The 23605-nt window shown below is 45.9% G+C and carries 22 protein-coding genes, 2 tRNA genes and 2 pseudogenes; 15 read left to right on the top strand and 11 right to left on the bottom strand.

Features of this window, described 5'->3' with window-relative positions:
* Positions 1–3: 3 nt before the first annotated feature.
* From sufD to LEP1GSC047_RS04015, 5 genes are all read left to right on the top strand, one after another.
* Complete coding sequence (gene sufD, locus LEP1GSC047_RS04035; RefSeq protein ID WP_020988535.1) at positions 4–1200, top strand: Fe-S cluster assembly protein SufD; 1197 nt, start codon at positions 4–6, stop codon at positions 1198–1200.
* A complete protein-coding gene (locus tag LEP1GSC047_RS04030) occupies positions 1200–1514 on the top strand; it encodes a Rieske 2Fe-2S domain-containing protein (protein WP_010414429.1) in 315 nt (104 codons plus the stop codon). Before sufD ends, LEP1GSC047_RS04030 begins: the two co-directional genes overlap by 1 nt.
* Positions 1515–1603: 89 nt before the next feature.
* On the top strand, positions 1604–2791 hold the full coding sequence (locus LEP1GSC047_RS04025) for a cysteine desulfurase (protein WP_373364538.1): 1188 nt from the start codon (positions 1604–1606) through the stop codon (positions 2789–2791).
* Positions 2775–3215, top strand: a complete 441-nt coding sequence (sufU, locus tag LEP1GSC047_RS04020; RefSeq protein ID WP_010414424.1) for a Fe-S cluster assembly sulfur transfer protein SufU — start codon at positions 2775–2777, stop codon at positions 3213–3215. Before LEP1GSC047_RS04025 ends, sufU begins: the two co-directional genes overlap by 17 nt.
* 26 nt (positions 3216–3241) lie before the next feature.
* Entirely contained in the window at positions 3242–3574 is a 333-nt protein-coding gene (locus LEP1GSC047_RS04015; protein ID WP_010414420.1) for a metal-sulfur cluster assembly factor, read from the top strand.
* A gap of 40 nt (positions 3575–3614) precedes the next feature.
* On the opposite strand, the gene LEP1GSC047_RS04010 is transcribed toward LEP1GSC047_RS04015, so the two are convergent.
* Complete coding sequence (locus tag LEP1GSC047_RS04010; protein ID WP_020988416.1) at positions 3615–4121, bottom strand: hypothetical protein; 507 nt, start codon at positions 4119–4121, stop codon at positions 3615–3617.
* 7 nt (positions 4122–4128) lie between these two features.
* Entirely contained in the window at positions 4129–4587 is a 459-nt protein-coding gene (locus LEP1GSC047_RS04005; RefSeq protein ID WP_039934273.1) for a RidA family protein, read from the bottom strand.
* Positions 4588–4741: 154 nt separating this feature from the next.
* On the opposite strand from LEP1GSC047_RS04005, the gene LEP1GSC047_RS04000 reads away from it, so the two are divergent.
* From LEP1GSC047_RS04000 to LEP1GSC047_RS03980, 5 genes are all read left to right on the top strand, one after another.
* Positions 4742–5542, top strand: a complete 801-nt coding sequence (locus LEP1GSC047_RS04000; RefSeq protein WP_020988495.1) for a class I SAM-dependent methyltransferase — start codon at positions 4742–4744, stop codon at positions 5540–5542.
* Complete coding sequence (locus tag LEP1GSC047_RS03995) at positions 5539–7203, top strand: DEAD/DEAH box helicase (protein ID WP_010414412.1); 1665 nt, start codon at positions 5539–5541, stop codon at positions 7201–7203. The genes LEP1GSC047_RS04000 and LEP1GSC047_RS03995 overlap by 4 nt, the downstream gene beginning before the upstream one ends.
* Positions 7170–8264: an N-acetylmuramoyl-L-alanine amidase family protein gene (locus LEP1GSC047_RS03990; RefSeq protein WP_010414409.1), complete on the top strand. Its 1095-nt coding sequence runs from the start codon at positions 7170–7172 to the stop codon at positions 8262–8264. The genes LEP1GSC047_RS03995 and LEP1GSC047_RS03990 overlap by 34 nt, the downstream gene beginning before the upstream one ends.
* Complete coding sequence (locus LEP1GSC047_RS03985; protein WP_010414407.1) at positions 8245–9015, top strand: LIC_10740 family protein; 771 nt, start codon at positions 8245–8247, stop codon at positions 9013–9015. Before LEP1GSC047_RS03990 ends, LEP1GSC047_RS03985 begins: the two co-directional genes overlap by 20 nt.
* Before the next feature lie 263 nt (positions 9016–9278).
* Positions 9279–10574, top strand: a complete 1296-nt coding sequence (locus tag LEP1GSC047_RS03980) for a hypothetical protein (protein WP_010414405.1) — start codon at positions 9279–9281, stop codon at positions 10572–10574.
* Positions 10575–10625: 51 nt separating this feature from the next.
* Here the strand turns inward: LEP1GSC047_RS03980 and LEP1GSC047_RS03975 are convergent, their stop codons facing one another.
* Positions 10626–11474, bottom strand: a complete 849-nt coding sequence (locus LEP1GSC047_RS03975; RefSeq protein WP_020988360.1) for a tetratricopeptide repeat protein — start codon at positions 11472–11474, stop codon at positions 10626–10628.
* Positions 11475–11601: 127 nt separating this feature from the next.
* On the opposite strand from LEP1GSC047_RS03975, the gene LEP1GSC047_RS03970 reads away from it, so the two are divergent.
* Positions 11602–11781, top strand: coding sequence for a hypothetical protein (locus LEP1GSC047_RS03970; RefSeq protein ID WP_010414402.1), 180 nt, complete (start codon positions 11602–11604; stop codon positions 11779–11781).
* A 17-nt stretch (positions 11782–11798) separates the two neighbouring features.
* Here LEP1GSC047_RS03970 and LEP1GSC047_RS03965 read toward each other — a convergent pair whose 3' ends face one another.
* The 8 genes and pseudogenes from LEP1GSC047_RS03965 to LEP1GSC047_RS03935 form a co-directional block, all read right to left on the bottom strand.
* Positions 11799–12623: a crotonase/enoyl-CoA hydratase family protein gene (locus LEP1GSC047_RS03965; protein ID WP_020988425.1), complete on the bottom strand. Its 825-nt coding sequence runs from the start codon at positions 12621–12623 to the stop codon at positions 11799–11801.
* 105 nt (positions 12624–12728) lie between these two features.
* Positions 12729–13304, bottom strand: a pseudogene (locus LEP1GSC047_RS22485) (sensor histidine kinase); the annotation flags it as partial.
* Positions 13305–13415: 111 nt separating this feature from the next.
* Positions 13416–14096: pseudogene (locus tag LEP1GSC047_RS22480) on the bottom strand (response regulator); the annotation flags it as partial.
* A gap of 266 nt (positions 14097–14362) precedes the next feature.
* On the bottom strand, positions 14363–15463 hold the full coding sequence (locus LEP1GSC047_RS03955; protein WP_020988293.1) for an alpha/beta hydrolase: 1101 nt from the start codon (positions 15461–15463) through the stop codon (positions 14363–14365).
* A gap of 69 nt (positions 15464–15532) precedes the next feature.
* Entirely contained in the window at positions 15533–16654 is a 1122-nt protein-coding gene (locus LEP1GSC047_RS03950; protein WP_010414397.1) for a peptidoglycan DD-metalloendopeptidase family protein, read from the bottom strand.
* A gap of 99 nt (positions 16655–16753) precedes the next feature.
* Positions 16754–17164 (bottom strand): bactofilin family protein, encoded by a 411-nt coding sequence (locus LEP1GSC047_RS03945; protein ID WP_010414395.1) that lies wholly within the window; start codon positions 17162–17164, stop codon positions 16754–16756.
* 154 nt (positions 17165–17318) lie between these two features.
* Positions 17319–19784: a penicillin-binding protein 1A gene (locus tag LEP1GSC047_RS03940; RefSeq protein WP_010414393.1), complete on the bottom strand. Its 2466-nt coding sequence runs from the start codon at positions 19782–19784 to the stop codon at positions 17319–17321.
* Positions 19785–19808: 24 nt separating this feature from the next.
* A complete protein-coding gene (locus LEP1GSC047_RS03935) occupies positions 19809–20876 on the bottom strand; it encodes a zinc dependent phospholipase C family protein (protein ID WP_010414392.1) in 1068 nt (355 codons plus the stop codon).
* A gap of 77 nt (positions 20877–20953) precedes the next feature.
* Between LEP1GSC047_RS03935 and LEP1GSC047_RS03930 the strand changes: the two genes are divergently transcribed.
* From LEP1GSC047_RS03930 to LEP1GSC047_RS03915, 4 genes are all read left to right on the top strand, one after another.
* Positions 20954–22222, top strand: coding sequence for a diaminopimelate decarboxylase (locus LEP1GSC047_RS03930; RefSeq protein ID WP_010414391.1), 1269 nt, complete (start codon positions 20954–20956; stop codon positions 22220–22222).
* Positions 22200–22904, top strand: a complete 705-nt coding sequence (locus LEP1GSC047_RS03925) for an IspD/TarI family cytidylyltransferase (protein ID WP_010414390.1) — start codon at positions 22200–22202, stop codon at positions 22902–22904. Before LEP1GSC047_RS03930 ends, LEP1GSC047_RS03925 begins: the two co-directional genes overlap by 23 nt.
* A 150-nt stretch (positions 22905–23054) precedes the next feature.
* Positions 23055–23136, top strand: a tRNA-Ser gene (locus tag LEP1GSC047_RS03920).
* Positions 23137–23250: 114 nt separating this feature from the next.
* A tRNA-Leu gene (locus LEP1GSC047_RS03915) sits at positions 23251–23332 on the top strand.
* The last annotated feature ends 273 nt before the right edge of the window (positions 23333–23605 follow it).

The raw sequence follows: 23605 nt of genomic DNA, 5'->3' as shown, positions 1-23605 counted from the left end.
AGAATGCGTCTAAAAGAATCCTTTTCGGAATATTTCTCCTCGCTACGGGAGCCGGACGCTCTAAAAGAATTCCGATCAAAGGCGAATTCGTTTTTAGAAAAAGCTCCGTTTCCGGGTCCGCATCTGGAGTCCTGGAGAAAATTGAATCTCTCCACTTTCAAGTTGGATGATTTTACCGATCCCTGTCCGCAGACCTCTCTGGAATTTACGCTGAACGGGTACGCGGAAGCTACGCAACTATCCGAGCTGGAACCCGAAAATCTAAAAATCGTCCTTCGATCGTTGGAATCCTTTTTATCCTTTTACAAAAACGAGTGGGTTTCCTTATTTGCGGCTTCCCGATTCACTCATGCATATTATATAAAATTAAAGAACCTTCCGTTAGAGGGCCGGATTCCGGAAGTTTCCGTCGGGTGTCGAAACGGGAATTTCATTTTACCGTTACTGATAATCGACGTACCGCCCGGAGTAACATCGGGATTTCTCGAACGTTGGGAATCCGAATCGAGTCAAAGCTTTCTATTCATGAACGGCATTAGCGTGCTTACGACCGGAGCGGGAGCGGACTTTAGGTATTCCAGCCTAGAAAATTTAGGCGATTCTACGTTTCGCTTTCGAACGACTCATTCCTACCAAGGAAAGGACTCTAAATTTCATGCGTCGATTGCGACCTGGGGCGGATATAGGGGAAAGGCATTCTATGATGGCGAGGTCGCCGGCAAGGGCGCATGGACCAGATACGTCGGCTTGGCTCCGTTGCGGTACCGGGAATTCCAGGATACCGAGATTCGAATTTTGCACGAAGAGAGTCATGCACATAGTTCCATTCTTTATAGAACGGCAATCAAAGATAAGGCTCATAATGTTTTTACGGGAAACCTGAGAATTCCCGCAAATTGCAAGGATGTAGGCGCCGTTCAGATCAATAATAATCTTCTCTTGGATCGGTCTGCCAGGGCGGAATCCATTCCAAAGCTGGAAGTATTTGCCGATAGCGTAAAATGCGAGCACGGCGCAACGGTCGGAGAGATAGACGACGAACAATTGTTTTATCTGGCGTCCCGGGGAATTTCTAAAGAGGAAGCGCGTAAAATGATCGTGGAAGGATTTCTTGCCGAAGTGATCCGGGAGTTTCCGTCCGAGTCGATCCGAGAGGAATTGACGGAGGTAATTCATTCGCGCATGTTGGGGGATTCCTAATGGGGACGTATCGAAAGCTGGTTAAAGTTTCCGAATTGAAGGAAGGGGAGATCAGAGTCGTTGCGACGAAATATAGCAGGATCGGTCTAACAATTATAGGCGGCGAGATCTGCGCGTTCGAGGACGTCTGTACTCACGACGGGGAAGCCATTTCCCACGGCGAGCTTAAAGGCGACGTAATCACCTGCCCCAGGCATTTCGCAAAGTTTAATGTGCGGGACGGTCGGGCGCTTTGCATGCCGGCAGTGGAGAATCTTCCGATATTTCGAACGAGAATCGTAGATGACGAAGTGGAAGTGGAATTGGAGGATTGACCTATGGAATCCGAAATAAGAGGAGAACTGGCAATTTGAGTTTCGATGTTCAAAAAATTCGCGCTGATTTTCCGATTCTTTCGACGGAGATGAACGGAAAACCGTTGGTATTTTTAGATAGTGCGGCGAGTTCCCAGAAACCGTATTCGGTTATCAACGCCGAGCGGAAATACTATGAAACGGAAAACGCGAATATTCACCGCGGGGTGTATGCTCTTTCCCAAAAGGCGACCGAGAAATACGAGTTCGCTAGGATAAAAGTCGCCCGATTTATCGGCGCACCTTGTGCCAAGGTAATCATATTTACTAGAAATACCACGGAGTCCATCAATCTGGTCGCCCAGTCTTGGGGACGAACAAACATCCACGAGGGAGACGAAATCGTATTAACCGAACTCGAACATCATTCCAATCTCGTTCCCTGGCAGATGCTGGCACAGGAAAAGCAAGCCGTACTAAAATTCATTCCCCTCAATTACGATGCTACATTAGATTTAAGTAATCTTGATCAAATCATTACGGAGCGGACTAAGCTCGTTGCAGTGGCTCAAATGTCCAACGTCACCGGGACTCTTCACGATTTGGACACTATCGTAAAGAGAGCCAGAGAAGTAGGAGCAAAGGTTTTGGTGGACGGAGCGCAAGGAGTCTGTCACCTTCCCGAGCGGGTTCAAAAACAGGATTTCGATTTTTACGCATTCTCCGCCCATAAAATGTTGGGGCCGACCGGAGTGGGCGTCCTTTACGCCAAGGAAGAAATTTTGGAAGCGATGCCCCCCTGGATGGGAGGCGGCGATATGATTGCCAAGGTTTGGAAGGACAAATCCACCTATGCGGATCTTCCGGCTCGCTTGGAAGCCGGTACGCCGAATATCGCCGGAGTTATCGGGTTCGGAGCTGCGATCGAGTATTTGGAATCCGTAGGAATGAACGAGATTCGAAACCATGAGCTGGAGCTTCTAGCATACGCCCTGGAAAGAATGGAGGATTTTGGCGGTTTGGAATTGTACGGTCCTCGGGACTTAACGAAGCGAGGCGGGGTGATTTCCTTCAATTTTCCGGGAGTGCATCCGCATGACGTGGGTTCCATTTTGGATGAAGAGGGAATCGCCATCCGTGTGGGACATCATTGCGCTCAACCGTTTATGGACTTTATGAGAATTTCCGGAACTTGTCGCGCCTCTCTCTATCTTTACAACACAAAAGAAGACGTAGATAGTCTTCTCGACGGTCTAAAGAAGGTGAAGGAGATTTTCGGCCGTGTCCTTAAGCGATGAACTTTACAAGGAAGTTCTCTTAGATCATTATCAGAATCCCCGTCACTACGGGGTGCTCCCGAATGCGGACCTCCATCAAGAAGGTGTAAATCCTCTTTGCGGGGACGAAGTGGAGCTTTTTTTAAAATTAGACGGCGATAGAATTGCGGATATCCGGTTTCAAGGGAAGGGTTGCTCGATATCGCAGGCTTCTTCCTCGATGCTGACGGATTGTCTATACGGAAAGACTTTATCCCAAGCTAGGAAGTTATTGGACGACTTTAAGGGGATGCTGTTGGAAGATAAGGAACCGAATTTTCCCGAAGAGTTCGAAGACCTTGAGTCTCTGGAAGCCGTCAAAAAATTACCCGCCAGAATCAAATGCGCCGTCCTTGCTTGGAATACTCTCGAAAAAGCGTTGGAAAAGGCCCCGAAAGCCGTATAATCCAGCAAGACGAACAGGGAATTAAAATGCCTTTATTAGAAGAACCTAAAACAGATATCGAAAAGAAGATATACGAAGAAATCAGCAGGGTGGAAGATCCGGAGATCGGCATCTCCGTTGCGGAACTCGGTTTGATTTATCGAATCCAAGTGGAGGAAGGTAAGGCGAAAATCGAGATGACTTACACTTCTATGGCCTGTCCTGCGGGACCGCAAATGAAAAGGGAAATACAGGATAACGCACTTCGCGTCGAAGGGGTTAGCGAGGCCGAGGTGGAAGTCGTATGGACCCCGAAATGGGATCCGAGAACCATGGCCTCCGAAGAAGCTAAAATGGATTTAGGTATATTCGATTATTGATCTTTTCTTAAAACCTTTCTCGGGTTTTGTCCGGGGAAAATCATTCTTTCGAACTCACGGAGGTGGTTACGATAAGCGTTGTTAGAATCCAAATGCCGGAAAACGAGTAGAACTTCCAGTTATAATCGTAATCCGCATCGTTGATAAAGCTTACGAAAAAAACGTCAGGCATTAAAATTCCCAAGCCCAACAGCACCCCGACGAAGATTTGAAGTATAAATAGGAATTTATATAGCCAATCACTTCTCCAAAATCCGCCGAAGAAAAAGACGAAAAACGAAGGGAGAATGAAAAAGATATTCGTCGCTACTCGGATATTCTCCCATTCTTCGGCGCCTAAATTAATCGTATAACTGACCCAGCTGGAAAGGCTCAGGACGAACTGAGCGAATGCCAGTAGAAAAATCGTTTTTTCTTTTCCGGTTTTTTCCGAGAAGAATTCCTTAAATTGTCCGTATAGACCTAGGAGGAAGCGCTGCCATCCTTGGAGAACGATCGGAAGAACGGGTATGGCTAGCTTGAGATCTTTGAATAAGGATATGAACATCCGGTCTTTAATCCACAAGGACGGTCAATTCCACTTCTACAGGAGCACCTAACGGTAAGGAAATGCAACCGACCGCAAAGCGAGCATGGCGACCCGCCTCCCCGAAGATTTCCAAAAGAAGATTCGAGGCATAATTTGCCACAAGATGCTGCTCGGTGAAATCAGAAGCGGAGGCGACAAAAACTCCGACTTTCACAATCGACTTGATTTTGTCCAAACTACCGATTACCGCAGATATGGCCGCCAAGCCGTTTAATGTAGCCTGTTCAGTGGCTTGTTTTACGTCGCTGACTAACAGATCAAAGCCGAGCGTACCGGTGGAGACCAGGCTTCCGTCCCGCATCGGCAGTTGTCCGGAAGTGAATACGAATTGCCCGGCAAGGGTCGCAGGAATATAAGCGGCTATCGCTTTCGGCTCAGGCGGTAATTCATGACCTAAGGATCGGATCCTTTCGAGAACACTCATTGAAACATTTCCCCCAGGGACCCTAGTATCATAGGATCTTTCGGCTTTTTCAAGCGGTTTAGAAGGATAAGATTCGGAGAGCTCGGACTGAAAACAAGAGGATTTTCCTTTACCGTAGAACTTGTCGAGAGATCCTAAGGACAAATAGAGAGGAATGGATTCTATCTTAGACCTGGAACCCCACCCGAAATATCCCGACGCATACTTGGTTTGTCGTCGGACGGGATTGCATTTTTATAAACTCGCTAAGGAACGAGAGTATGAAGATTCATACTTTCAGGAAGAGTACAAAAATCAGTATAATAGAACGTATCACGAAGATGAGCCCCAAGTGCGGAATCTGGCAAGGCGAAGATTGTCCGCTCTACGGACGTTTCAAGATCCGAATCAAAAATCACTTTTTGAGATCGGTTGCGCGGCCGGTTTTTTTTTAGACGAGGCGCGAAAGGTAGGATACCGAGTCAAAGGTATAGAGCTTTCCCGCACGGAAGCGGATTATGCAAAGAATCAGTTGGGATTGGATGTAAAATCGGGCTCCTTTTTGGAAGATGAGTTCCTACCGAACGAGAAATTCGACGTAGTCTGCGCCTTTTTCGTGATCGAGCATTTTCGGGATGCTGAGACGGTTTTTGGCCGGATTGGAAATTTGGTAAAACCCGGTGGAGTCCTGTTTTTAGGACTTCCTTCCCTATTCGGACCGTCTTATCGGACGAATCCGGCTGATTGGTTTCGGAATCACCCGAGCGACCATTTTTGGGATTATTCCCCCAATTCCCTGAAAAAAATGTTGAAATTGTACGGTTGGCACACGGTATATAAGAAACCTATGTCCTACCACCCTAATAGAGATCGGGGCTGGAAGGGAAAATATCTAACTCATCCTCTGTTTGTCCGCTATGCGAATCTCGCATGCTATGCTGACACATTTCACTTAATCGCGATTAAAAATATATGAAATTCGAAGAATTAAACCTCGAACCAAGTCTGCAAAAATCCATCGAAAAAGCAGGCTTCGTCGAGCTTACACCGATCCAGGAGAAGGCCATCCCCCATGGAATAGAGGGGAAGGACATCACCGGATTAGCTCAGACCGGCACAGGAAAGACAGTGGCTTTTCTTGTTCCGATCATTCACAACATCCTGACCAAGGGAATCAAAGGCGTCAGCACGCTTATACTCGCTCCTACAAGAGAGCTTGTGATCCAGATATCCGAGGAAGCGGAGAAGCTCCTAAAGTACACGGACTACCGTGTCGTTCCGATCATCGGGGGTACCGATTACAAATCGCAAAATCGCGATTTGCAGGCTCTAAACGGAATCATCGTCGCCACACCGGGGCGTCTGATCGATTTAGCTAGAGGCGGTACCGCGGACTTGGACAAAGTGGAGTTTTTCGTCCTAGACGAAGCCGATCGAATGCTCGATATGGGTTTCATCAACGATATTCGTTGGTTGCTTCATAAGTGCAGGAATCGTAAACAGACCCTCTTGTTTTCCGCCACCTTATCGGTCGAAGTGATGAGATTAGCGTATCGCTTTATGAACGATCCGGTGGAGATCCAGATTAATCCCGATAAGCTGATCACCGAAAGAATCGATCAAAAACTCGTACATCTAGGAAGGGAAGAAAAACTTCCGTATATGGTGAACGCGATTTTGGACGCGGAAGTCGACGGTCAAGGAATTATATTCACTAATTTTAAAGCGAATATTCCTCGAATCGTCCAGACTCTCCGCAGATACGGAATTCCGGTAACCGGAATCTCTTCCGACTTGGATCAGAAAAAAAGACTTCGCTTAATGAGGGATTTCAAGTCTGGTCGATTTAAATTCATGGTGGCGACCGACGTTGCGAGCCGCGGGATCGACGTCGAGAATATCGGAGTCGTGTTTAACTACGATCTCCCGCAGGATACCGAAAACTATGTTCATCGGATTGGGCGTACCGCTAGGGCGGGCAGACTCGGCAAGTCCATCAGCTTTTGTTCGGAGACCGATTATAACGAGCTTGAGAAAATAGAACGTTATTTGAAGCAAAAGATAGAAGTCACGCCTGTGGACGAAGAATTATTGGATTTCCCTAAAGGCGTTTTCGAACCGTTTCTTGCCGGAGACGCATACGATCAGGCGCCCAAAGGGAGAGACCAACGACACGAGAGAAACGGAAATGGTAAGCGCCCTCAAGGACGCGACGGCGGTTTCCGCAAAAAAGAAGAACGCCCGGTCTCCTCGAACGGCAATCGATATTCTGCGGATAAGGATCGCGGTCCTAGAGAAAATCGGGACCGCAATCGGGATTCCCGCGGACCGAAGCCTTTCGATAAGAAAAGGCCGGAAGCCGTTATCAAAGAAGCGGAACAATTTCTGCAAAAGGCCGATACCGTTATGGGTGCGGTCGTAGAATCTAGGGACAAGAATCCTAAGCGTAAAAAGAAAAATAAAAATCGTCCAAAGGAAAACGGGTTCGTGCAAAATTCCGCACCGGCACAAACTCCTATAAACGATATTTACGATAAGAAGAAGCGGAATCTATTCGATATCAACGAATCTTCAAGAAATCAATCCAAGCAGAAGGAATCCATTTGGAAAAAAATCAAATCCTTCTTCGGGGACTGATTCTACTCCTTTTCTTCGGAATTGCTCCGCTTTCCGCCCAAGTTCGCATAGCCACGATCGGAAAAAATCGCTATGTGCACTTGGAGGAAATTCGTAAGCGGATTCCCAGCCTCCAAACGAAATTCGAGCCGGCGATTCTCGTCGGTTCGATTTTTCATCCTTCCGGAGAAATTCGCTTTCGGATCGGTTCGTCCTTTTACGCAATCAACGGAAGTTTGGAAAAAACAAGCCTTCCAGTACTGTATCAGGATCGGGATTTTCTACTTCCTCCCGAAGTGGTGGAAGCCGTTTTCGTACGTCTCTTACCCGACGATGTTAAGTATGAATTTCATGAGACCGAATTGGTCTTCGAGATTCTCCCCAAAGCGGAGCTCCTCCGTTTATCGTCGATTATCATAGATGCCGGTCACGGCGGAAAGGACCCTGGCACTTCTTCTACTAAAGGCTTCCAGGAAAAGTCCGTCTCGCTTCAAGTCGCTAAAATACTAAAGAAATTCCTAAATAAAGTATATCCCGAAGTGCGGGTCGTTTTAACGAGAGGAGACGATACTTTCGTCGAACTAGAACGAAGATCGGAAATTGCCAATAAAGAAATCCAAAAAGGCGGATCGGTCGTATTCGTCAGTTTACATTGTAACGCATCGATATCCGAGGATGTGAACGGTTTCGAAGTATATTATCTTTCGCAAACACCTTCTACCGAATCGGCCCGAGAGACTTCGATTCTGGAAAACCGTATTGTAGGAAAAAAGGGAAGCTTAGGAATCAAAAGAATACAGGCAGGGATGGTGTCCTCCCTGGTCCAACGCCGAAGCCGTTCTCTAGCGCATACTGTCGAATCGGAGATGAAAAAAAAGCTCGGTCCTAAGATATTGTCCCGAGGAGTCAAAAAGGCCGATTTCTCGGTTTTACGCGGGAGCTTAATGCCTGCGATTCTCGTAGAGATGGGTTATTTGACGAACGGGAAAGAATCCGAACTTCTGGCGAGTCAGGCCGGGCAAGTGGCGATTGCAAAAAGCGTCCTGGAAGGAATACGAGCCTATGAACTGGCAAAAGATTAAAAATGTTTTCGAACAAATCCACGCAAGATGGGAGAAGTTCTATGCTTGGATTTTCAGTCTATCCACTTTGCCGGCAAATTCGCCCGAGACGAGACGGTTATTATTTCTAACTTATTCCTGGATTTTATTCCTGCTTTTCCTTACCGGTTTCATTCTCGCCGGGAAAAATCCCCTGAAATTGCTAGTCCCATTCACGCTATACGATTTACCCAATTTTGATCCTCGCAAATCCTTGGTCGTTTACGGTTCGGATGGCGAAGGCGAAATCTTTCCGATTCGTAGGAAAGTACTCTTAGACGGGAAAGATTTCCGGCATGACGTCATTACTCTAGTGGGCGAGGTCGGGGAAGCGAGCTTCTTCGATCCGTCGGTACCGAACGACGCGGTCCACTTTAGAAACTTAAAAAAATTGCCGAATCTTCAGGACTCGGTGATTTCAATCTGGAAAAGGGGAGATTTATTGATTTTGGATATGCGGAAATCGACTCTTGAGGAGCTTCTTTCGGAAATGAAGTTCAGAATCGATTATACGTATGCGAGTCAGATGACCGAAGAAGAAAAATCCCACGAAATTACCCGCAGAAAATTAGCGCTCTTATCGTCTTCATTCTTAGCCGTAGAACGCACGCTATTCGAGAATTATCCAGAATTAAATCGTATCGAGTACAGATTGGGCGGGGAGCAGGAAGGAATTCCCGGATTGAACTATTCACTTGCTGAGTCTCATCCTAGGCAGAAGACAGAGGACTGAGGACAGACGCATTCAGAAGACAGAGGTCAGAGGACTGAAGACAGAAGCTGCTCGATGTTAGGAATGCTACAGAGAACGGGGGAAAAATCCGCTATAACACAAGAATCTTTCTCTAGTACGTGGAAACTCGGCTCATCGACGTTCTGTCCTCTGTCCTCTGTCCTCAGTCCTCTGGCCTCTGCACTGGAATCCCGCTAAAAAAACTAGGTATTTGTCCCGGAACCTTTTCTCTTTCCCTCGATTGACCGATATTAAAAATAGTCATGCTACGTATTCCTATTTCATTCGGTGCGATCATAAAAAAATACCCTCCGATTCTTATAGTATGGGCCTTTACTGCCGCTTCCTCCTCGCCGGATCTGCAAATTGCACCCGAGGTCGGCAATATTACCGACTTTCGCACGGATCGCTTGGCCTTTCATTATATACAGCTAGTGGATAAGGATGGAAAGGCGCTCCCGGATCGGAATGCAGCGAAAGATAACTCCGAGTCCACCCTAGTGATCATCGAACGGGGACAGCTTACATTATTAAAGGATGGGTTCGACGATCCGGCACAAGTTCGCGAGAAGGAGCGGGAATATCTCGAAAAAATTTATCGATACACTCGATTACGGGAGCTTGAGCAGGAATATCGCAAATTACCAGAGGCCGAACGGAGTCGACCTGCATCGAGTCAGGTGAAAAATACGTCGCAGAATTCCGAGGTAAAGAATTCGGCTTCGGACAACGCAGCAGTCGTCTCCGCGAATCTAGGAGAGCCGGAACAAAGATCGAAAGAGTTGGATCTATTACTAAAGTTTGATGAGGAGTTGCTCAAATCGTACGGAGCCGAAAAAGCCGCCTATGCCGAATATACCAGATCGGAGCGTATTTATGGCAAGGATTCTCCGAAAACCGGTGCGTTGCGTAATCGGTATTCGGAACTTAAAGATAAGACCAATTTTAGAAAAAAGTTCTTATTGGATTTTTTGAGAAATCCGGGACAGGAAGCGAATCCGTATCCTGGGGAACGTAAAGAGCAAAGTATCTTTACGAATCATATGAACGGCGCTCCGGATTATTATCTACATTCGACGAGTCCGAGAGAAGTGGACGGTTTAATGAGAGGCGAAGAGGAAGTCGGAAAGAAATACGGGGAATTATATAAAAAGGGGAGAGATCGCCTTATAGAGGCGCAAATCGATAAATTGTACTATTATCTTTGGAATCGAGATATGACGAATACCCGTATCAAAGTGGATAAGTATCTTAAAGGTAAGAAAGTAGTAGTCATCACCGGGGATTCCACCGTATACACTATGATCGATAAGGAAGGAGACGGAATTACCGAATCGTTCTTCGTAGATTCTCCGGGATTGCGTTTTTCTTGGGGACGGGATATTCCGAATATATTATCTATTTCTAATTGTACTGACGAAGTCATTCTGGCTAAGATAAAGGCTCTTGCGGACGACGTAGCCTCCGGTCGAGTTCCGAAAAGAATAGAAAAACTGGATATTACGGTTCCTGAAGAGCAGATTTTGGAAGAGCTAAAACCTTTATTAAAGAATCTTTAGATTCTAGATTTTTTCGATCGGAAGAGGAAAGCGAATTCGTCGAAAGATCGTTTAAGCTTCGTCGATTTCCACGTTTTCCAGGGTATCAAAAAAACCCGTTTGCAACAAAGGGCCGAAGTCCACCATATCTTCGGCGGAAAGTTTTAATCCGTTTTCCATCGAGTAGGCTTGCAGAAGAGACGCGCAGGCCAAGTGACTTTCCCCGAGTTGCGCGTGCGCTCGAGCCTTAACGACCAGGATGTCCGCGTCGGATTCTCCGAAGTATTTAATATAAAGATCGATGAATTTTAAAGCATTCTTATGATCGCTGACTTTCAAGTAGCATTGCGCGATCATATCGTAATGTAGGAAGGTTTCCTCTTCATCCATCCTCATGGCGGTTTTTAAGGATGCGAGCGCGGAATTATAATCGCCTCTCTGGAAATAAAGGTAACCTAATTCGGCCCATATATCCTTTCTTTTAATTCCTCGCCCACGGGAGAGTTTTTCCTGCGATAATGCCTGTTTTAAAACCGCAATCGCTTCATTGGACCGGTCCGTATCTTTCAAGAGACTCGCCAGAGTTAAGTACAATTCTAGTTGGTCCGGAAAAGATTCCACGGCTTTCCCTAAAATCTTTTTTGCGAGTTTATAATTGTGAACTTTGATTAGATAATTCGAGTAATGAAGATGACTTTCGGGATGGAGGGAGAATTTGTCCAAGAGTTCCTGGAACAAATTCAAGGTTTCCCGGGTATTTCCTATGTAGTACTGGCACCAGGCTTGACGATTCTTCACTTTCAGGACGGTTTTCGGATTTTCGGTGAAATTCAAAGATTCTTTGTACAAATTAAAGGCTTTTGTAAATTCCCGTTGCCTCTCCCTTTGAATGGCGCTGCGTATCAATTCCCGAAATCCCACGACGGGGACAGGTTAAAAAAAAAGCTAAAATAATCAAGTTTTCCTTCGATTAACCGATGATTGAAATGGGGAAACAGAAAGAGAAAAACCCGAAAATTTCGGCGGAATTTGCCGGAGAGGAACGAATATGGAAATCAGCAACCAAGCCAGCCAATCCTTAATGCTCGAAAGAATTGCGAATCTACCCAAAGAGATCTTTCAAGCACAGGCGGATCTTAATTCAAAACTTTTGAAAGTCGGCATCGAGGCAAAATTACAGTCCCAGGCTCTCGAAGGAAAAACCCGTTTACTAGACGCCTACGCATAAGCCTCTAGATTCGTCCGTTAGAGTTTATTGTATTCGGGACGCTTTCTCTCCTTAAAGGAAAGAGAGGCCTCTCTGAAGTCTCTGGAGTCCAAGAAGCTCGAATTCCAGAGAGCGACGTAATTCAATCCTGCGTCCAGCGCCTTTCCTTCCGCAAAATTCATGACTTCCTTTGCACCTTGAACGACGATTTTCGGATTGGCGGCGATTTCAGTCGCGGTCGCGAGAGCCCCCTCCATGAGTTTCTCCTGCGAATCGAATAGTTTCGAAACGAGACCGATTCTATATGCTTCCGTTCCGTCGATATCCTTTCCCGTAAAGGCAAGTTCGCGCGTATGACCTTGCCCGATAATACTAGGGAGTCGATTGATCGATCCCATATCGGCGACGATGGCTACCTTGGCTTCGCGAAGGGATATGCTTGCATCCAAAGTAGCATAGCGAATATCGCAGGCCGAAATCAAATCCAATCCTCCTCCGATACAATGTTTGTGTACTGCAGCGATCGACGGCTTGGCGGAATCATAAACCGCATTAATTCCTTTTTGCATCTGGAGGATAAGATTGTAGAATTTCTTACGATCATCTCCGTAGCTTCCCTGCACTATGCTCCCGAATTGTTGAAAAAAAGAATCCAAGTCCAAACCTGTTGAAAAAGACTTACCGCGAGCAGCTATGACAAACGCTCTGATATCCGATGCGGAATCGATCTCTTCGATCACCTCCGGAAGGTCTCTCCAGAAACTCCAGTCCATGGCGTTTCTTTTATCGGGGCGATTCAAATAAACGATCGCAGTTCCGTCATTTCTCGGGACAATTTCGAAGAATTCGAAAGAAGTTTTCATGTCGTTCAGAATAGCTAGGCGGGAACTTACCAGGCTACCATTTTTTCTCATTTTATTCGATCCATATCGATCGGATTGAGAAAGGGTTTTCGCGGTAGTTAGATATTATTTCTTAACGGGAAAGGAGAGGCGGGCGAGACAACCCGAGGAATTTTCCAATTCCAATACCCCGTGCAATAATTTTACGAAGGAGTCCACTAAGGAAAGTCCTAACGAATGGGGATTGCGGTTTCGGACGGCTTGGGTCGGCAATCCGACTCCATCGTCTTTCACTTCTAAGATAAAGTTCCCGTCGTTCTTAAAGAATCGAACCAGGATTTCTCCGGTCTCACGACCCATGAATCCGTGTTTAAACGAATTCGTTAAAAGCTCGTTAATAATCAACGCACAATTCATTCCGGTTTCGCTCGGAATGCGACACTCTTGAATATCCAAGGTCAGTTTAAATTTACTTCTATCCACTTTATAGACTTCGAATAAAAGATCCGTCAATTTTCGAACGTACAAATCGAAACTAATGGACGAAAGATCATGGTTTTCATAAAGAACTTCGTGTAAAAGAGCGACCGCATGAATTCTATGCTGACTCTCCTTAAAGATATCGACGCTTTCCTGATCCTTAAGATGATTCGCATTCATGCTTAATATCGAGGAAATGATAGTCAGATTGTTCTTAATTCGATGATGAATTTCCTTTAGATAGGATTGGCCGGGGTCGTCCGAATCTTCGGTTCGAAGTACGGTGATAAAACCGGTTACTTTCTCTTCCGTATTGAAAATCGGAGAAGTATTGATCGAAACGGGAATTTTTTTTCCCAGTGCGCTGACGACTACCAATCCGTCCCAACTCACGTTATTGTTCTGGCTCAGAAGTTCGGAGATCGGAATCTGCCGTTGATTTCCTAAATTGTCCTTTATTTTCAGGATTTTAGAAAGCGGTTGTCCGATGCATTCCGAAAAGTTAAGTCCCGTGATCTGCTCTGCGGCAGGGTTGCAAAATACCACAAGGCCGTTCTCATCGGTCGTAATGATACCGGATTCGATTTTGTTCAAAGTCGATTTTAGCGATTCTTCGCTTTTCCGATTCTTGAATTCCACTTCGTTTTTATACAGTGCAACTTCGATGGAAGATCTAAGTTGATCGGATTCGAAGGGTTTTACGATATAGCCTAATGGCTGCGTTCTTTTTGCCCTATTGAGAGTATTCTCGTCGGCGTACGCCGTAAGATAAATAACGGGAGTTTGAAATCGATTTCGTAATACTTCGGCAGTTTGTATTCCGTCCAAATTTCCTTCAATATTAATGTCCATTAATACTAGATCCGGTTGATTCTCTTCGGCTTTCTGGATGGCTTCCTCTCCCGAAGAGGTTATGCCCACGAGATCGTAGCCTAGCTTTTTTAGCTTTTGGCCTAGATTAACGGCGACGATGATTTCATCCTCAACGACGAGAATTTTCGGTTTCGTGAGCATGCATCTAATTTACGAATAAAAGTTATAGTTTCAATCACATTAATATAAATTCCTTAATGAAATTATGAACAAAAAGGTTTGCAAAAACGAAGAAGTGTCAGGTGCAATCATTAATCGATCGCGATTGAATTTTTTATTGCGTAAGTGTTTCCAATATAGAAAATTTCAAGAATATAAGAATTTTCGCTAATTCGAACAGGTGTTCCAAAAATTTCTTTCGAATCTTATACCCAATTTCCTGAAAACTAATCCTTCTTGCTTATTTTTCAGTTACGAAGGACGTAGTTTTCGTTTCCGTAGGATTTTCGGATGAAGAGACGCTTATCGGCCTTTACTCCCAGGAAAAGTTGATATAGATCGGTAAGGATAGGTCTGGATGAATAATATCCGTGGCCAAGAGAAATCATCGAAGAATCGATGGGATTCACATTAACGACGTCGATTCCGGGAAATTTCGAGCAATTACCGAGGCGACCGGTTTGGTGAATCTGCGAAGATGCAAGCAAAGCCGAATCGCCCGGCGAACAATATAATGTAATTCTGGAAGACGATCTTATCAACGGATCGAGCAAAAGAATAAATTCTCCGGTTTCGTAGTCGGGTGCGTTTAGCACTAGTTCATGAATAAACGAATTCGAAGATTCTTTTGCTATTTCTGCGATTGGCTTGAGCGCGACTTGATGCCCCATCGAATGAACCAGCAAATGGATTTTTTTTCCGGTTTTGATCATTCTCTTTAAGAAAATTTTAAACGGTTCCCTGCTGGCTCTGGCCGAAACCAGGTTTTTTTCATACGTATTTTTCAGAAGCAGAGAGCCTAAAAGCGACGCGTCACCCCCCGCAGGCCAGGTAAACGTCACGACGCGACCCGGAAATTTTAAATCGTATTTCAATTGGGCGGCACGCAAAACAGCCTCTTCGAATCCGACATTGAATCCGTGGATGAACACGATAATTTCCTCGAAGGGATCGGCTTCGATTTTATTCCACCATAGCTTTTCGGATTCTTCGATGGAAAGGTTTCCGGCGTTAATTCTGTGCTCTAAAAATTGGAAGAACTTATCTTTCGCACCGAGTCCGAACGGAATTTCGCCGACTTCCCTGTCGGCGGGAACGCTGACCACACAGCTTCCGGTTTTCTGTATCTGATTCCCGAAAACCATAAAATACGCGTTCGAGCAAGCGACCTGAGCCGCGGGATTCGTGGATCGCACCGTCGCGAAAAAAATTTCCATCGCTTGAGTGGATGCATACGAGTTGGAGGTCCTTCGTTCGATCAACTCCGCAAACGAAGGCCCGCACGAAAAAAGGAAGGCTATGATAGAAAAGTGTAAGGCAGGAGGAATATTCTTTCGGAGGAAGGACATGTTCCGAAGAGTTTTTAAAACGGGTGAATTAGGCAAGAAGAAAGGTCGATCAGCCGCTTCCTGCCGTGCTTAATGATTCGGTTTAGATCCTCTTTTGAAAGCCAAACCTTTCAGATATTTGGCCGGATTTACGGATTTACCTTTGTGAATGACTTCAAAATGCAAATGAGGTCCGAAGCAGTAACCGGTGCAACCGGAAGTGGCGATCTTTTTCCCTCCGACCACATAGTCTCCCCGTTTTACGTTTAAGCGAGAGTTATGCGCATACAAGGTTTTGAAGTCGTCGTTATGCTCCAGAACGATCGCGTTTCCGTAACCGCCCATCCAGCCGGCAAAGATGACCTTCCCGTTCCGGGCCGCCATTACGGCTTCGTAGTTGGCTTTTAAATCCAGCGCCTCGTGGAATTTATGCTGAGGGAAGGTTCTCCATCCGAAGTTGGACGTGACGATATGCGAAGAAACCGGAACCACCCATTTTGGAGTCGGATCCGGGATTACCGCGCCCGGTAGGAACACCTTTTGTCCGGGACGAAGGACGTCCAAATCATCGAGTTTATTTTCCTCCAGGATTTCGTCCAAATTAACTTTGTATAAAGACGCAACTCTTGCGATCGTATCCCCTGCCTTGACCTTATATAGAAGTCCCTGCTTATTCGGTATTTGCAGGATTTGACCGGGATATAAAGTTTCTTCCAAATTGATATTGGAGGAACCTGCGATCGATTCCATGGAAACTTTGAAACGGGTCGCAATTTCCGAGAGAGACTCGTTGCGCTTAACCTTATACGTTATTACTTTTAGTTGCTTCTTTTTATCAGCCGGATTGCGAATCTCATTTGCCATCAAAATGGTGAGTTTCGCTTTTTCCGATTCTTCCAGAAACTTCTCGTCCCCTTTTTTGGCCTTCAGATCCTCCGAATCATTTTCGGAAATTTCGTCGACTTTGGTTTCCATGGACGCATTGGACGGGCTCATCCAGATCCCCAGGAAAAAGAGTACGAAAAGTACGGAGGCAATCGCAGGAATCATCCGGAATTTTCGTCTTCGGAAGTCCACACTTCCGTGGTATAGATTGCCTTTAAAATAAAAGGAATAATGAAAATGGAAGGAGCCTAGATAAATCAGCGTGAAATTATCCGTCCGGAGTAATTCTTTTCCGGCGGTTAGCTGTCTGGGCTTCTTAAAGATCATACGTTTTAATTATCGGTCGGGCAGCTTTGACTCTGCCCGAGTTTTTCGACAGGAAGGAGGCTCTAGGTTGGAAAAAAGATAAACCTGCTATCTTCGGAGTTATTCTTCCTTTCCGTTGTCCAAAGTTCGGGTCCCGCCGAAGGATTCTTCCACAATTTTCTTAACATCCTTCTTTTGCCCGCCGGTAACGGTTATATTCCCTTTTGCAACCACCCCTTTTGCCAGGGAAAGAGCAGGGGCGATAATGTCTCCTAAGAGACGCCCGGTTTCTTCGAGACGAACTTCGGCCTCAGCCTTAATATTTCCTATTAAAGTACCTGCGACTATGACCTCTCTAGCCGAGATATTGGTTCGGACTTTTCCCGTTTCTCCGATGAAGAGTGCGTCGTCGGTCTTAATTTCTCCCTCGAATTTTCCGTCGATGCGTAGGGAACCAGCGATATAAAATTTACCCTCGAAGATAGAACCGGGGCCGATTACGCTGTTATTATTGTCCTTACCGATGGCCATCTGTTACTCCTGAATGCTATTAAAAATACCTGAGAATAAAATCTATTTGGCAGCGCGTTCCGAAAACGACAACTCTTTTTGCGGAGCTTCGTTCGGTGTTTCTCGCTAATGCGACGGAAAGCCGCCGTTATCCGATAGAGGTTCGGTTGGGATTCTAACGAATTACGTCTTCATCCCCTTCAAAAAGATTCGGTTTTTTCTTTTTGGTCGGCGCGGGGCGTTGGACCGGCGCAAAACCGGGTTCCCCCAGTCCTCGGTGATCGTCGCATATTTCGGTCGGGACCGTGTCCTTATCGAATACTTCCTCTTCGGTTTGGTGGCAATGGCTTCCGGGAAGTTTTCCCGAGATGGAACAGATGGTTCTTCGAACGATTCTCACTTCGCCAAAATCGAAGGGCTTGGATTTTTCCTTAGACAATGCGTTTGCCATAAAGCGACCCCAGATCGGAGCCGCGACGACCGCTCCGGACATTCCTTTACCTAAAGAAAGCGTTCCGGTGTCGTAACCCACCCAGACCACGCCCACCAATTCCGGAGTATATCCGGCAAACCAAGCGTCTCTAAAATTATTAGTGGTTCCCGTTTTACCGGCTGCAGGACGAGTCAGTCCGTACGATCTTGCTCCCGTTCCGGTTCCTTTTCGAATCACGTCCTCCATCATCGACGTAATGATATAGCTGACTTCCGGAGAGATTAATTGTTTGCGCTCCTTGTTTTCGTATTCTTTTCGAAAATCTTTTACTAGATTTCCTTTATCATCTTCCACATAGAGAACGCTCAAGGGGAGGATTTGTTTCCCCCCGGAGGCGAAAACCGAATAAGCCCTGGCTAGTTCGAAGGGAGATACTTCAAAACTTCCTAATGCGATTGAAAAATCCCGGGGGAGATTCCTGTTTTCGATTTGTAGAAGTTTTTCCAGATTGGGTACTAGATTATTTAACCCGGTGTGTTCCAACAGTCGGACTGCGACGCTATTCCTGGAAAGTTCGAGCGCCTGTCTCAATCTTATAAATCCCGAATATTCTCCGGAATAGTTCGTCGGATTCCATTCGTCTCCGTCCTCGAGCACGTACTGTAAGGGGGAATCGTCGAACAAGGATGCCGCAGTCACGTTTTTTTTCGGATCAGGATGCTGATGATAATATTCCATGGCCGACGCATAAACGAGAGGTTTAAACGCAGAACCGGGTTGTCTATAGGCTTGGAAAGCGCGTATTTGTTGATTATCCGAGCGAAATCCCGAGCCGCCTACCATCGCGGTGATGTATCCGGTATCGGGACGAATCGAGATCAGCGCTCCTTCTACCGGAAGTAAATGGTCCTCCGTCGCCTGAGTCTTGTAACTCCAATCCACCACTTCGCCTAGACCTTCCGTTCCGGAAATTAAATTCAAAACGGAAAGTTCGTCTCGTATATCTTCCTGCCAAGCACGGTTGAAGGTTCTGAAAGAACGCGATATTTTGAATTTAAACTCCGGGATATCGTGCAATCCTGCCAAGACTTCATACACATCCCCGTAAGCGTCCTCGAACGCGTCGATCTTAGTAAAGGCTCGCTGGTTCGATAATTGCGTTTGCTGTTTGAGACCTGTAGCCAAGGCTTTTTCCGCCTGGCTTTGGTGCTGGATATTCAGGGTCGTATATATTTTTAGACCGCCTTCGTAGAGTTGGGTCTTAGGAATATATCGGGCGAGATTTTTGCGGACGTATTCGGTAAAATAGGGGAATCGATTCAATCTATCCGAAAAGGCCGAATCATTAGGGGATCTATTTAAGGTAATATAATATTCGGAAAATGCATCGAATTCTTTTTCCGCGGTCTGCACGTCCAGAATTCCGTTTTCTACCAGTTTCTTAAACACGACTCTGACTTTACTTTCCGAAGTGAGCGGATTTACGAGAGGGGAGAATTCCTTGGGGCGGGTCGTCAAGCTGGCTAAAAGTGCGGCCTCCCCCCAGCTCAAATCTTTGATGTCCTTTCTAAAATAGAATCGGGCCGCCGCTCCGGCTCCGATTGTTCCATGGCCGAGCGGAATCTCGTTAAGATAAATCTCCATTAAGGTTTTTTTATCGAAGTTAGCTTCCAGTAATAAGGCAAGCCAAGCTTCCCTGGCTTTTCTTAGAAAGGATCGTTCCGTATTCAAAAACTTTAATCTTGCGACCTGCTGGGTAATGGTTGACGCTCCTTCCTTGACCCTGCCGGCAATTAAATTGACCATGGCGGCCCGCAAAATTCCTCGAATATCCAGACCTCTATGCGATCGGAAATTATTGTCTTCCGTGGATTCGAAACACCGAATCACTTTATTGTCCAAGCCTCCGGGGAGGTCTGCTTCGGTGAGCACGATTCTGGAAAATCGATAAAATTCCGCGATGGGTTCGTACTTTCCGTCGGTATTCACTCCGTAAAGAAGGGAGGGCTTTTCATAAAGGTTTGCCTGGGGAACTCTCCAAATATCCTTTATCGAAAAAACGAAAAGAAAACCGTTCGCGAATACGAGCCCTAGGCAAAGATAAATAAGTTTCCGGACCGGGTTCTTTGAATCCAAATATTTCTGGATGCGTTCCCGGAAGAGAGTAACGAAATAGCGGGCGAGAAAATCTACGGGTTCTTTTTTCATGTTTCGTTTAAAGGGTTTTTGAATTTATAACGGGGAGAATTGTTTCATCTTATCGATTCCATGGTAGCGCAATCCCGTATCTAGGTTGTATCCTTGGTATTCCTTCAAGAAGGTCGCCCTGGACGTTTTATCTTGCAAATAATCCCAGGCCGTCGTAACCGCGTCCTTTGCGAGATCGCAGGATCGGTTGAGCAATTCGATAAACGAATCGTTCCGCACAAGAGACGGGTCCGCAGGGTAGGACCAATCCCTTTTTTCCTCATTCATAATTCTCTTATCAATATCTTCCTTTAAAGGAAGCATTAGAACCGAAGATTTTACTCTGTGAAACGAAATCTTATCGATAAAACCTAGCGCCGCACGTACGAAACGGCTTCTAGAATCCAGATATTTATGAAATTGTAAATAACCCAGAAAGGATTCGTTTAGAATATCTCCCGGAATGATTTTGTCTTCCGAGCCTAAGTATTTAGACCTAAAGAGTTCCGGAAAAGTCTCTTTCAATCCATTGAGCCAAAAATGCCAGAGCATAGGATCCATTTTTCGTTTTCCGTCTTTTGCCTTGTGGATCACATCCACATGATGTACGAAATCATACGCTTTCGGAGTCATTCCCCAGCGAAAATCCAATAACCAGGAATCGATGGCGAATTCGACTCTCATATGATTGTATTGGGCTAGGCTTCCGATTTCCTTGTTCGAACTATAATAGTCTCCGGAAATAAAAAAGATATAAGGATGGGTGACGATATCGACCGCACAATGAATGATATATCCTAGAGTGAACGCGAGAAATCGATCCCGATAAATTCCCTCTTCGGTCGAAAGGATTCTATCCAAAAAACTGGTCACGAGTTCGAAAACTTTTTCGTGATGACTGAGATCGCCCCAGTCCGTCGCCTTTTTAGTTCTTCTGGGGGAAAGAATATGATAAAAATAAAAAATATCGGGAGCGATCGCGCCTATGTTCGCGTACTTACGGGTATTTTCTTCCCGTAACAGCCTTGCGATTTTGCGCTGTTCCTGAGTGCCGTGATCCAAGTGTTTACACACTTGCGACAGAGCCTCCAGATGGGTGATTTTGCCTGCCATATTAGAATTTTGCCTTTGAAAAAACCCCGACCGATCGAAATGATGGCCTAGAACTATCTAGAAAAGCCTCGATACGTATGCAATCAATAGAAAATCTAAAATTTTTGACGACCGATGAAGCGAGAAAAATCGCGGAATCCTACGGAACTCCCGTCTTCGTTTATACCAGAAAAGGAATCGAATCCAGCTGTGATGCGGCTCTCGCTTTCCCGAACGCCTTCGGCCTTACCGTACGATTCGCGATGAAAGCGAATCCTGGAAGGACGATCCTGGAAATATTGAGAAGAAAAGGGGTTCATATCGATGCCTCCTCCGAACATGAAGTCGCCAGGGCTCTCTTGGCAGGATTTCAACCCGGAGATATTTTGCTTACTTCCCAACAGCGTGCAGCTTCCCTTAAGGATCTGGTAGAACAAGGAGTTCAGTTCAACGCTTGTTCGCTTCGACAGTTGGAAGAATTCGGAAAATTATTTCCAGGTCGGGATATCAGCATTCGTTTCAATCCCGGACTCGGTTCAGGTGCTACAAAAAAGACCGATGTAGGAGGAAAGACTTCCTCATTCGGAATTTGGCACGAAGAAATAGATCGGGTTAAGACGATCGTTTCCGGATACGATTTAAACGTCGTCAGAATCCACACTCATATCGGTTCCGGTTCCGATCCGGAAGTATGGAAGGCCGTCGCTCATTACACTTTGGAAATAGCCGCCCAGTTTCCTACTTGCAAAATCGTTAATATGGGTGGAGGCTTTAAAGTCGGAAGAATGCAGGGGGAAAAGACCACCGACCCGCAAACGATCGGCGGTCCGGTTCGGGAATTGTTCGAATCGTTTGCGAAGGAAAAAGGAACGAAACTACGGATGGAGATCGAGCCCGGTTCTTTTCTGATGGTGAATAATGGCGCCATCATAGCCAGAGTGGATGATATCGTTACTACCGGTCAGGATGGATATACGTTCGTAAAATTGGACATGGGTATGGATGTGAATACCCGCCCGGCTCTCTATGCGGCCAAGCATCCGCTGGTAGTCGTTCCTTCGGGCGGGGACGAATCGAGATCTATCGCCGATTTCGTCTACGTAGGCCACTGTTGCGAGAGCGGCGATTTGATCACCCAGGAAGAGGGAGGCGGACCTCAATTAAGGAAAACGCATGAACCGAAGATCGGAGATTTAGTCGTTATGGAAGGTGCCGGCGCCTATTGTTCTTCCATGTCGGTTAAGAATTATAATTCGTATCCGGAAACGCCGGAGATACTCTTCGATACGGATGGGGCTTATAAATTAATCCGAAAAAGACAAAACTTGGAACAGATCGTTCAGAATGAAATCCTGGTTCCCCTCTGAGAATCTATATATAATTCTTCTCTTAGGGGGAACCGGTTCTCGGATGAATTCCCCCTTACCTAAGCAATTCATGGAATTGGAAGGCAGCCCGATTCTATTACATAGTTTGAATGCGTTTCTGGAGTGGGGGAAGTCTAAAAGTATAGTCCTGGTTTCGCATCAGGATTATATGGAAAAGACCGAAAGACTTTGCGCTCCATATCTGAGAGAAAGAGATAGGATCGTGGAAGGTGGGGAGACTCGACATCAGTCGACTCTTGCGGGCTTAAAAAGTATTCAAATTTCCGATTCGGACCTGGTGCTTATACACGATGCGGCAAGACCGTTTGTGCTTCCTTCGGACCTGGATCGTTTATCATTAGGCGCAGAAGAATCGGGCGTATCCACCTTGGCGAATCGAAATTATGAAACGGTTTTGCAGGAAGAGCGCGGACAAATTCGATTTCTGGATCGTGACACGATATGGTTTATGAAGACACCCCAAGCCGTTCGAGGGGATATATTAAAAAAACTGCATTCCGATCGGGGATTACAAGAGCCGACGGATCTTTGCACATGGGCCGAAAGTTTCGGTATTACAACGAAGCTGATCGAATCTCATCCCTATAATTTGAAAATCACAAGATCGGAGGATCTTCCTTTGGCGGAGGCGATATCGCCTCTATTTCGATCCTTGCAGTAATCTCATGTGCGCCGTCGTTCGAATCCCTCCACTCACACAATCGCGCCCCATAGGAAGCGATTGTATCTTAGAAAAGTCGTCTTTCAAAATCGCTTTTCAATATCCTTGACTTCCGACTTCTCATTAAAAAATGACTAAGTAGATCGCATCGCGAGTGTGGTGAAATTGGTAGACACGCCAGATTGGAGTTCTGGTGCAGTAATGAGTGGGGGTTTGAGTTCCTCCACTCACACAATCGCGCCCCATAGGAAGCGATTGTATCCTAGCAAGGTCGTCTTGCAAAATCGCTTTTCAATATCCTTGACTTCCGATTCCCGACCTAAAAAATGACTAAGTAGATCGCATCGCGAGTGTGGTGAAATTGGTAGACACGCCAGATTTAGGTTCTGGTGCAGTAATGTGTGGGGGTTCGAGTCCCTCCACTCGCAAAAAATTCCCGTCCTATTGGTTTAATTTGAATCAACAATAAATTCTAGGGACTCGAACGCGAGAGAGCGCAAGACCCGGTAGCGCCCCCTAGGAAGCGTAAAGCCGGGTTTGTCAGAGGACTGAAGACATCGGTAACTTTTCCAATTTCTAGCAGCTACTGTCTTCTGTCCTCTGGGTGGGAGCTCCCACAAAAAAGTTTATTTAAAAAAAGCTTGGCGAATCCAGAGATTTATGATATAGACCAAGCACCCTCGCCCACGAGCCCTCCTCCG

It is taken from the genome of Leptospira inadai serovar Lyme str. 10 (assembly GCF_000243675.2).
Classification (GTDB): Bacteria; Spirochaetota; Leptospiria; order Leptospirales; family Leptospiraceae; genus Leptospira_B; species Leptospira_B inadai.
This window is presented reverse-complemented; position numbering and strand designations above follow the sequence as displayed.

Coding starts and splice junctions, on each gene's coding strand:
- LEP1GSC047_RS03925 (WP_010414390.1), top strand. CDS start 22,200: ATGAAATCCTGGTTCCCCTCTGAGAATCTATATATAATTCTTCTCTTA.
- LEP1GSC047_RS03980 (WP_010414405.1), top strand. CDS start 9,279: ATGCTACGTATTCCTATTTCATTCGGTGCGATCATAAAAAAATACCCT.
- LEP1GSC047_RS04030 (WP_010414429.1), top strand. CDS start 1,200: ATGGGGACGTATCGAAAGCTGGTTAAAGTTTCCGAATTGAAGGAAGGG.
- LEP1GSC047_RS03935 (WP_010414392.1), bottom strand. CDS start 20,876: ATGGCAGGCAAAATCACCCATCTGGAGGCTCTGTCGCAAGTGTGTAAA.
- LEP1GSC047_RS03930 (WP_010414391.1), top strand. CDS start 20,954: ATGCAATCAATAGAAAATCTAAAATTTTTGACGACCGATGAAGCGAGA.
- sufD (WP_020988535.1), top strand. CDS start 4: ATGCGTCTAAAAGAATCCTTTTCGGAATATTTCTCCTCGCTACGGGAG.
- LEP1GSC047_RS03970 (WP_010414402.1), top strand. CDS start 11,602: ATGGAAATCAGCAACCAAGCCAGCCAATCCTTAATGCTCGAAAGAATT.
- LEP1GSC047_RS04010 (WP_020988416.1), bottom strand. CDS start 4,121: ATGTTCATATCCTTATTCAAAGATCTCAAGCTAGCCATACCCGTTCTT.
- LEP1GSC047_RS03995 (WP_010414412.1), top strand. CDS start 5,539: ATGAAATTCGAAGAATTAAACCTCGAACCAAGTCTGCAAAAATCCATC.
- LEP1GSC047_RS03945 (WP_010414395.1), bottom strand. CDS start 17,164: ATGGCCATCGGTAAGGACAATAATAACAGCGTAATCGGCCCCGGTTCT.
- LEP1GSC047_RS03940 (WP_010414393.1), bottom strand. CDS start 19,784: ATGAAAAAAGAACCCGTAGATTTTCTCGCCCGCTATTTCGTTACTCTC.
- LEP1GSC047_RS03950 (WP_010414397.1), bottom strand. CDS start 16,654: ATGATCTTTAAGAAGCCCAGACAGCTAACCGCCGGAAAAGAATTACTC.
- LEP1GSC047_RS04025 (WP_373364538.1), top strand. CDS start 1,604: ATGAACGGAAAACCGTTGGTATTTTTAGATAGTGCGGCGAGTTCCCAG.
- LEP1GSC047_RS04015 (WP_010414420.1), top strand. CDS start 3,242: ATGCCTTTATTAGAAGAACCTAAAACAGATATCGAAAAGAAGATATAC.
- LEP1GSC047_RS03985 (WP_010414407.1), top strand. CDS start 8,245: ATGAACTGGCAAAAGATTAAAAATGTTTTCGAACAAATCCACGCAAGA.
- LEP1GSC047_RS04000 (WP_020988495.1), top strand. CDS start 4,742: ATGGATTCTATCTTAGACCTGGAACCCCACCCGAAATATCCCGACGCA.
- LEP1GSC047_RS03965 (WP_020988425.1), bottom strand. CDS start 12,623: ATGAAAACTTCTTTCGAATTCTTCGAAATTGTCCCGAGAAATGACGGA.
- LEP1GSC047_RS03955 (WP_020988293.1), bottom strand. CDS start 15,463: ATGTCCTTCCTCCGAAAGAATATTCCTCCTGCCTTACACTTTTCTATC.
- LEP1GSC047_RS04005 (WP_039934273.1), bottom strand. CDS start 4,587: ATGAGTGTTCTCGAAAGGATCCGATCCTTAGGTCATGAATTACCGCCT.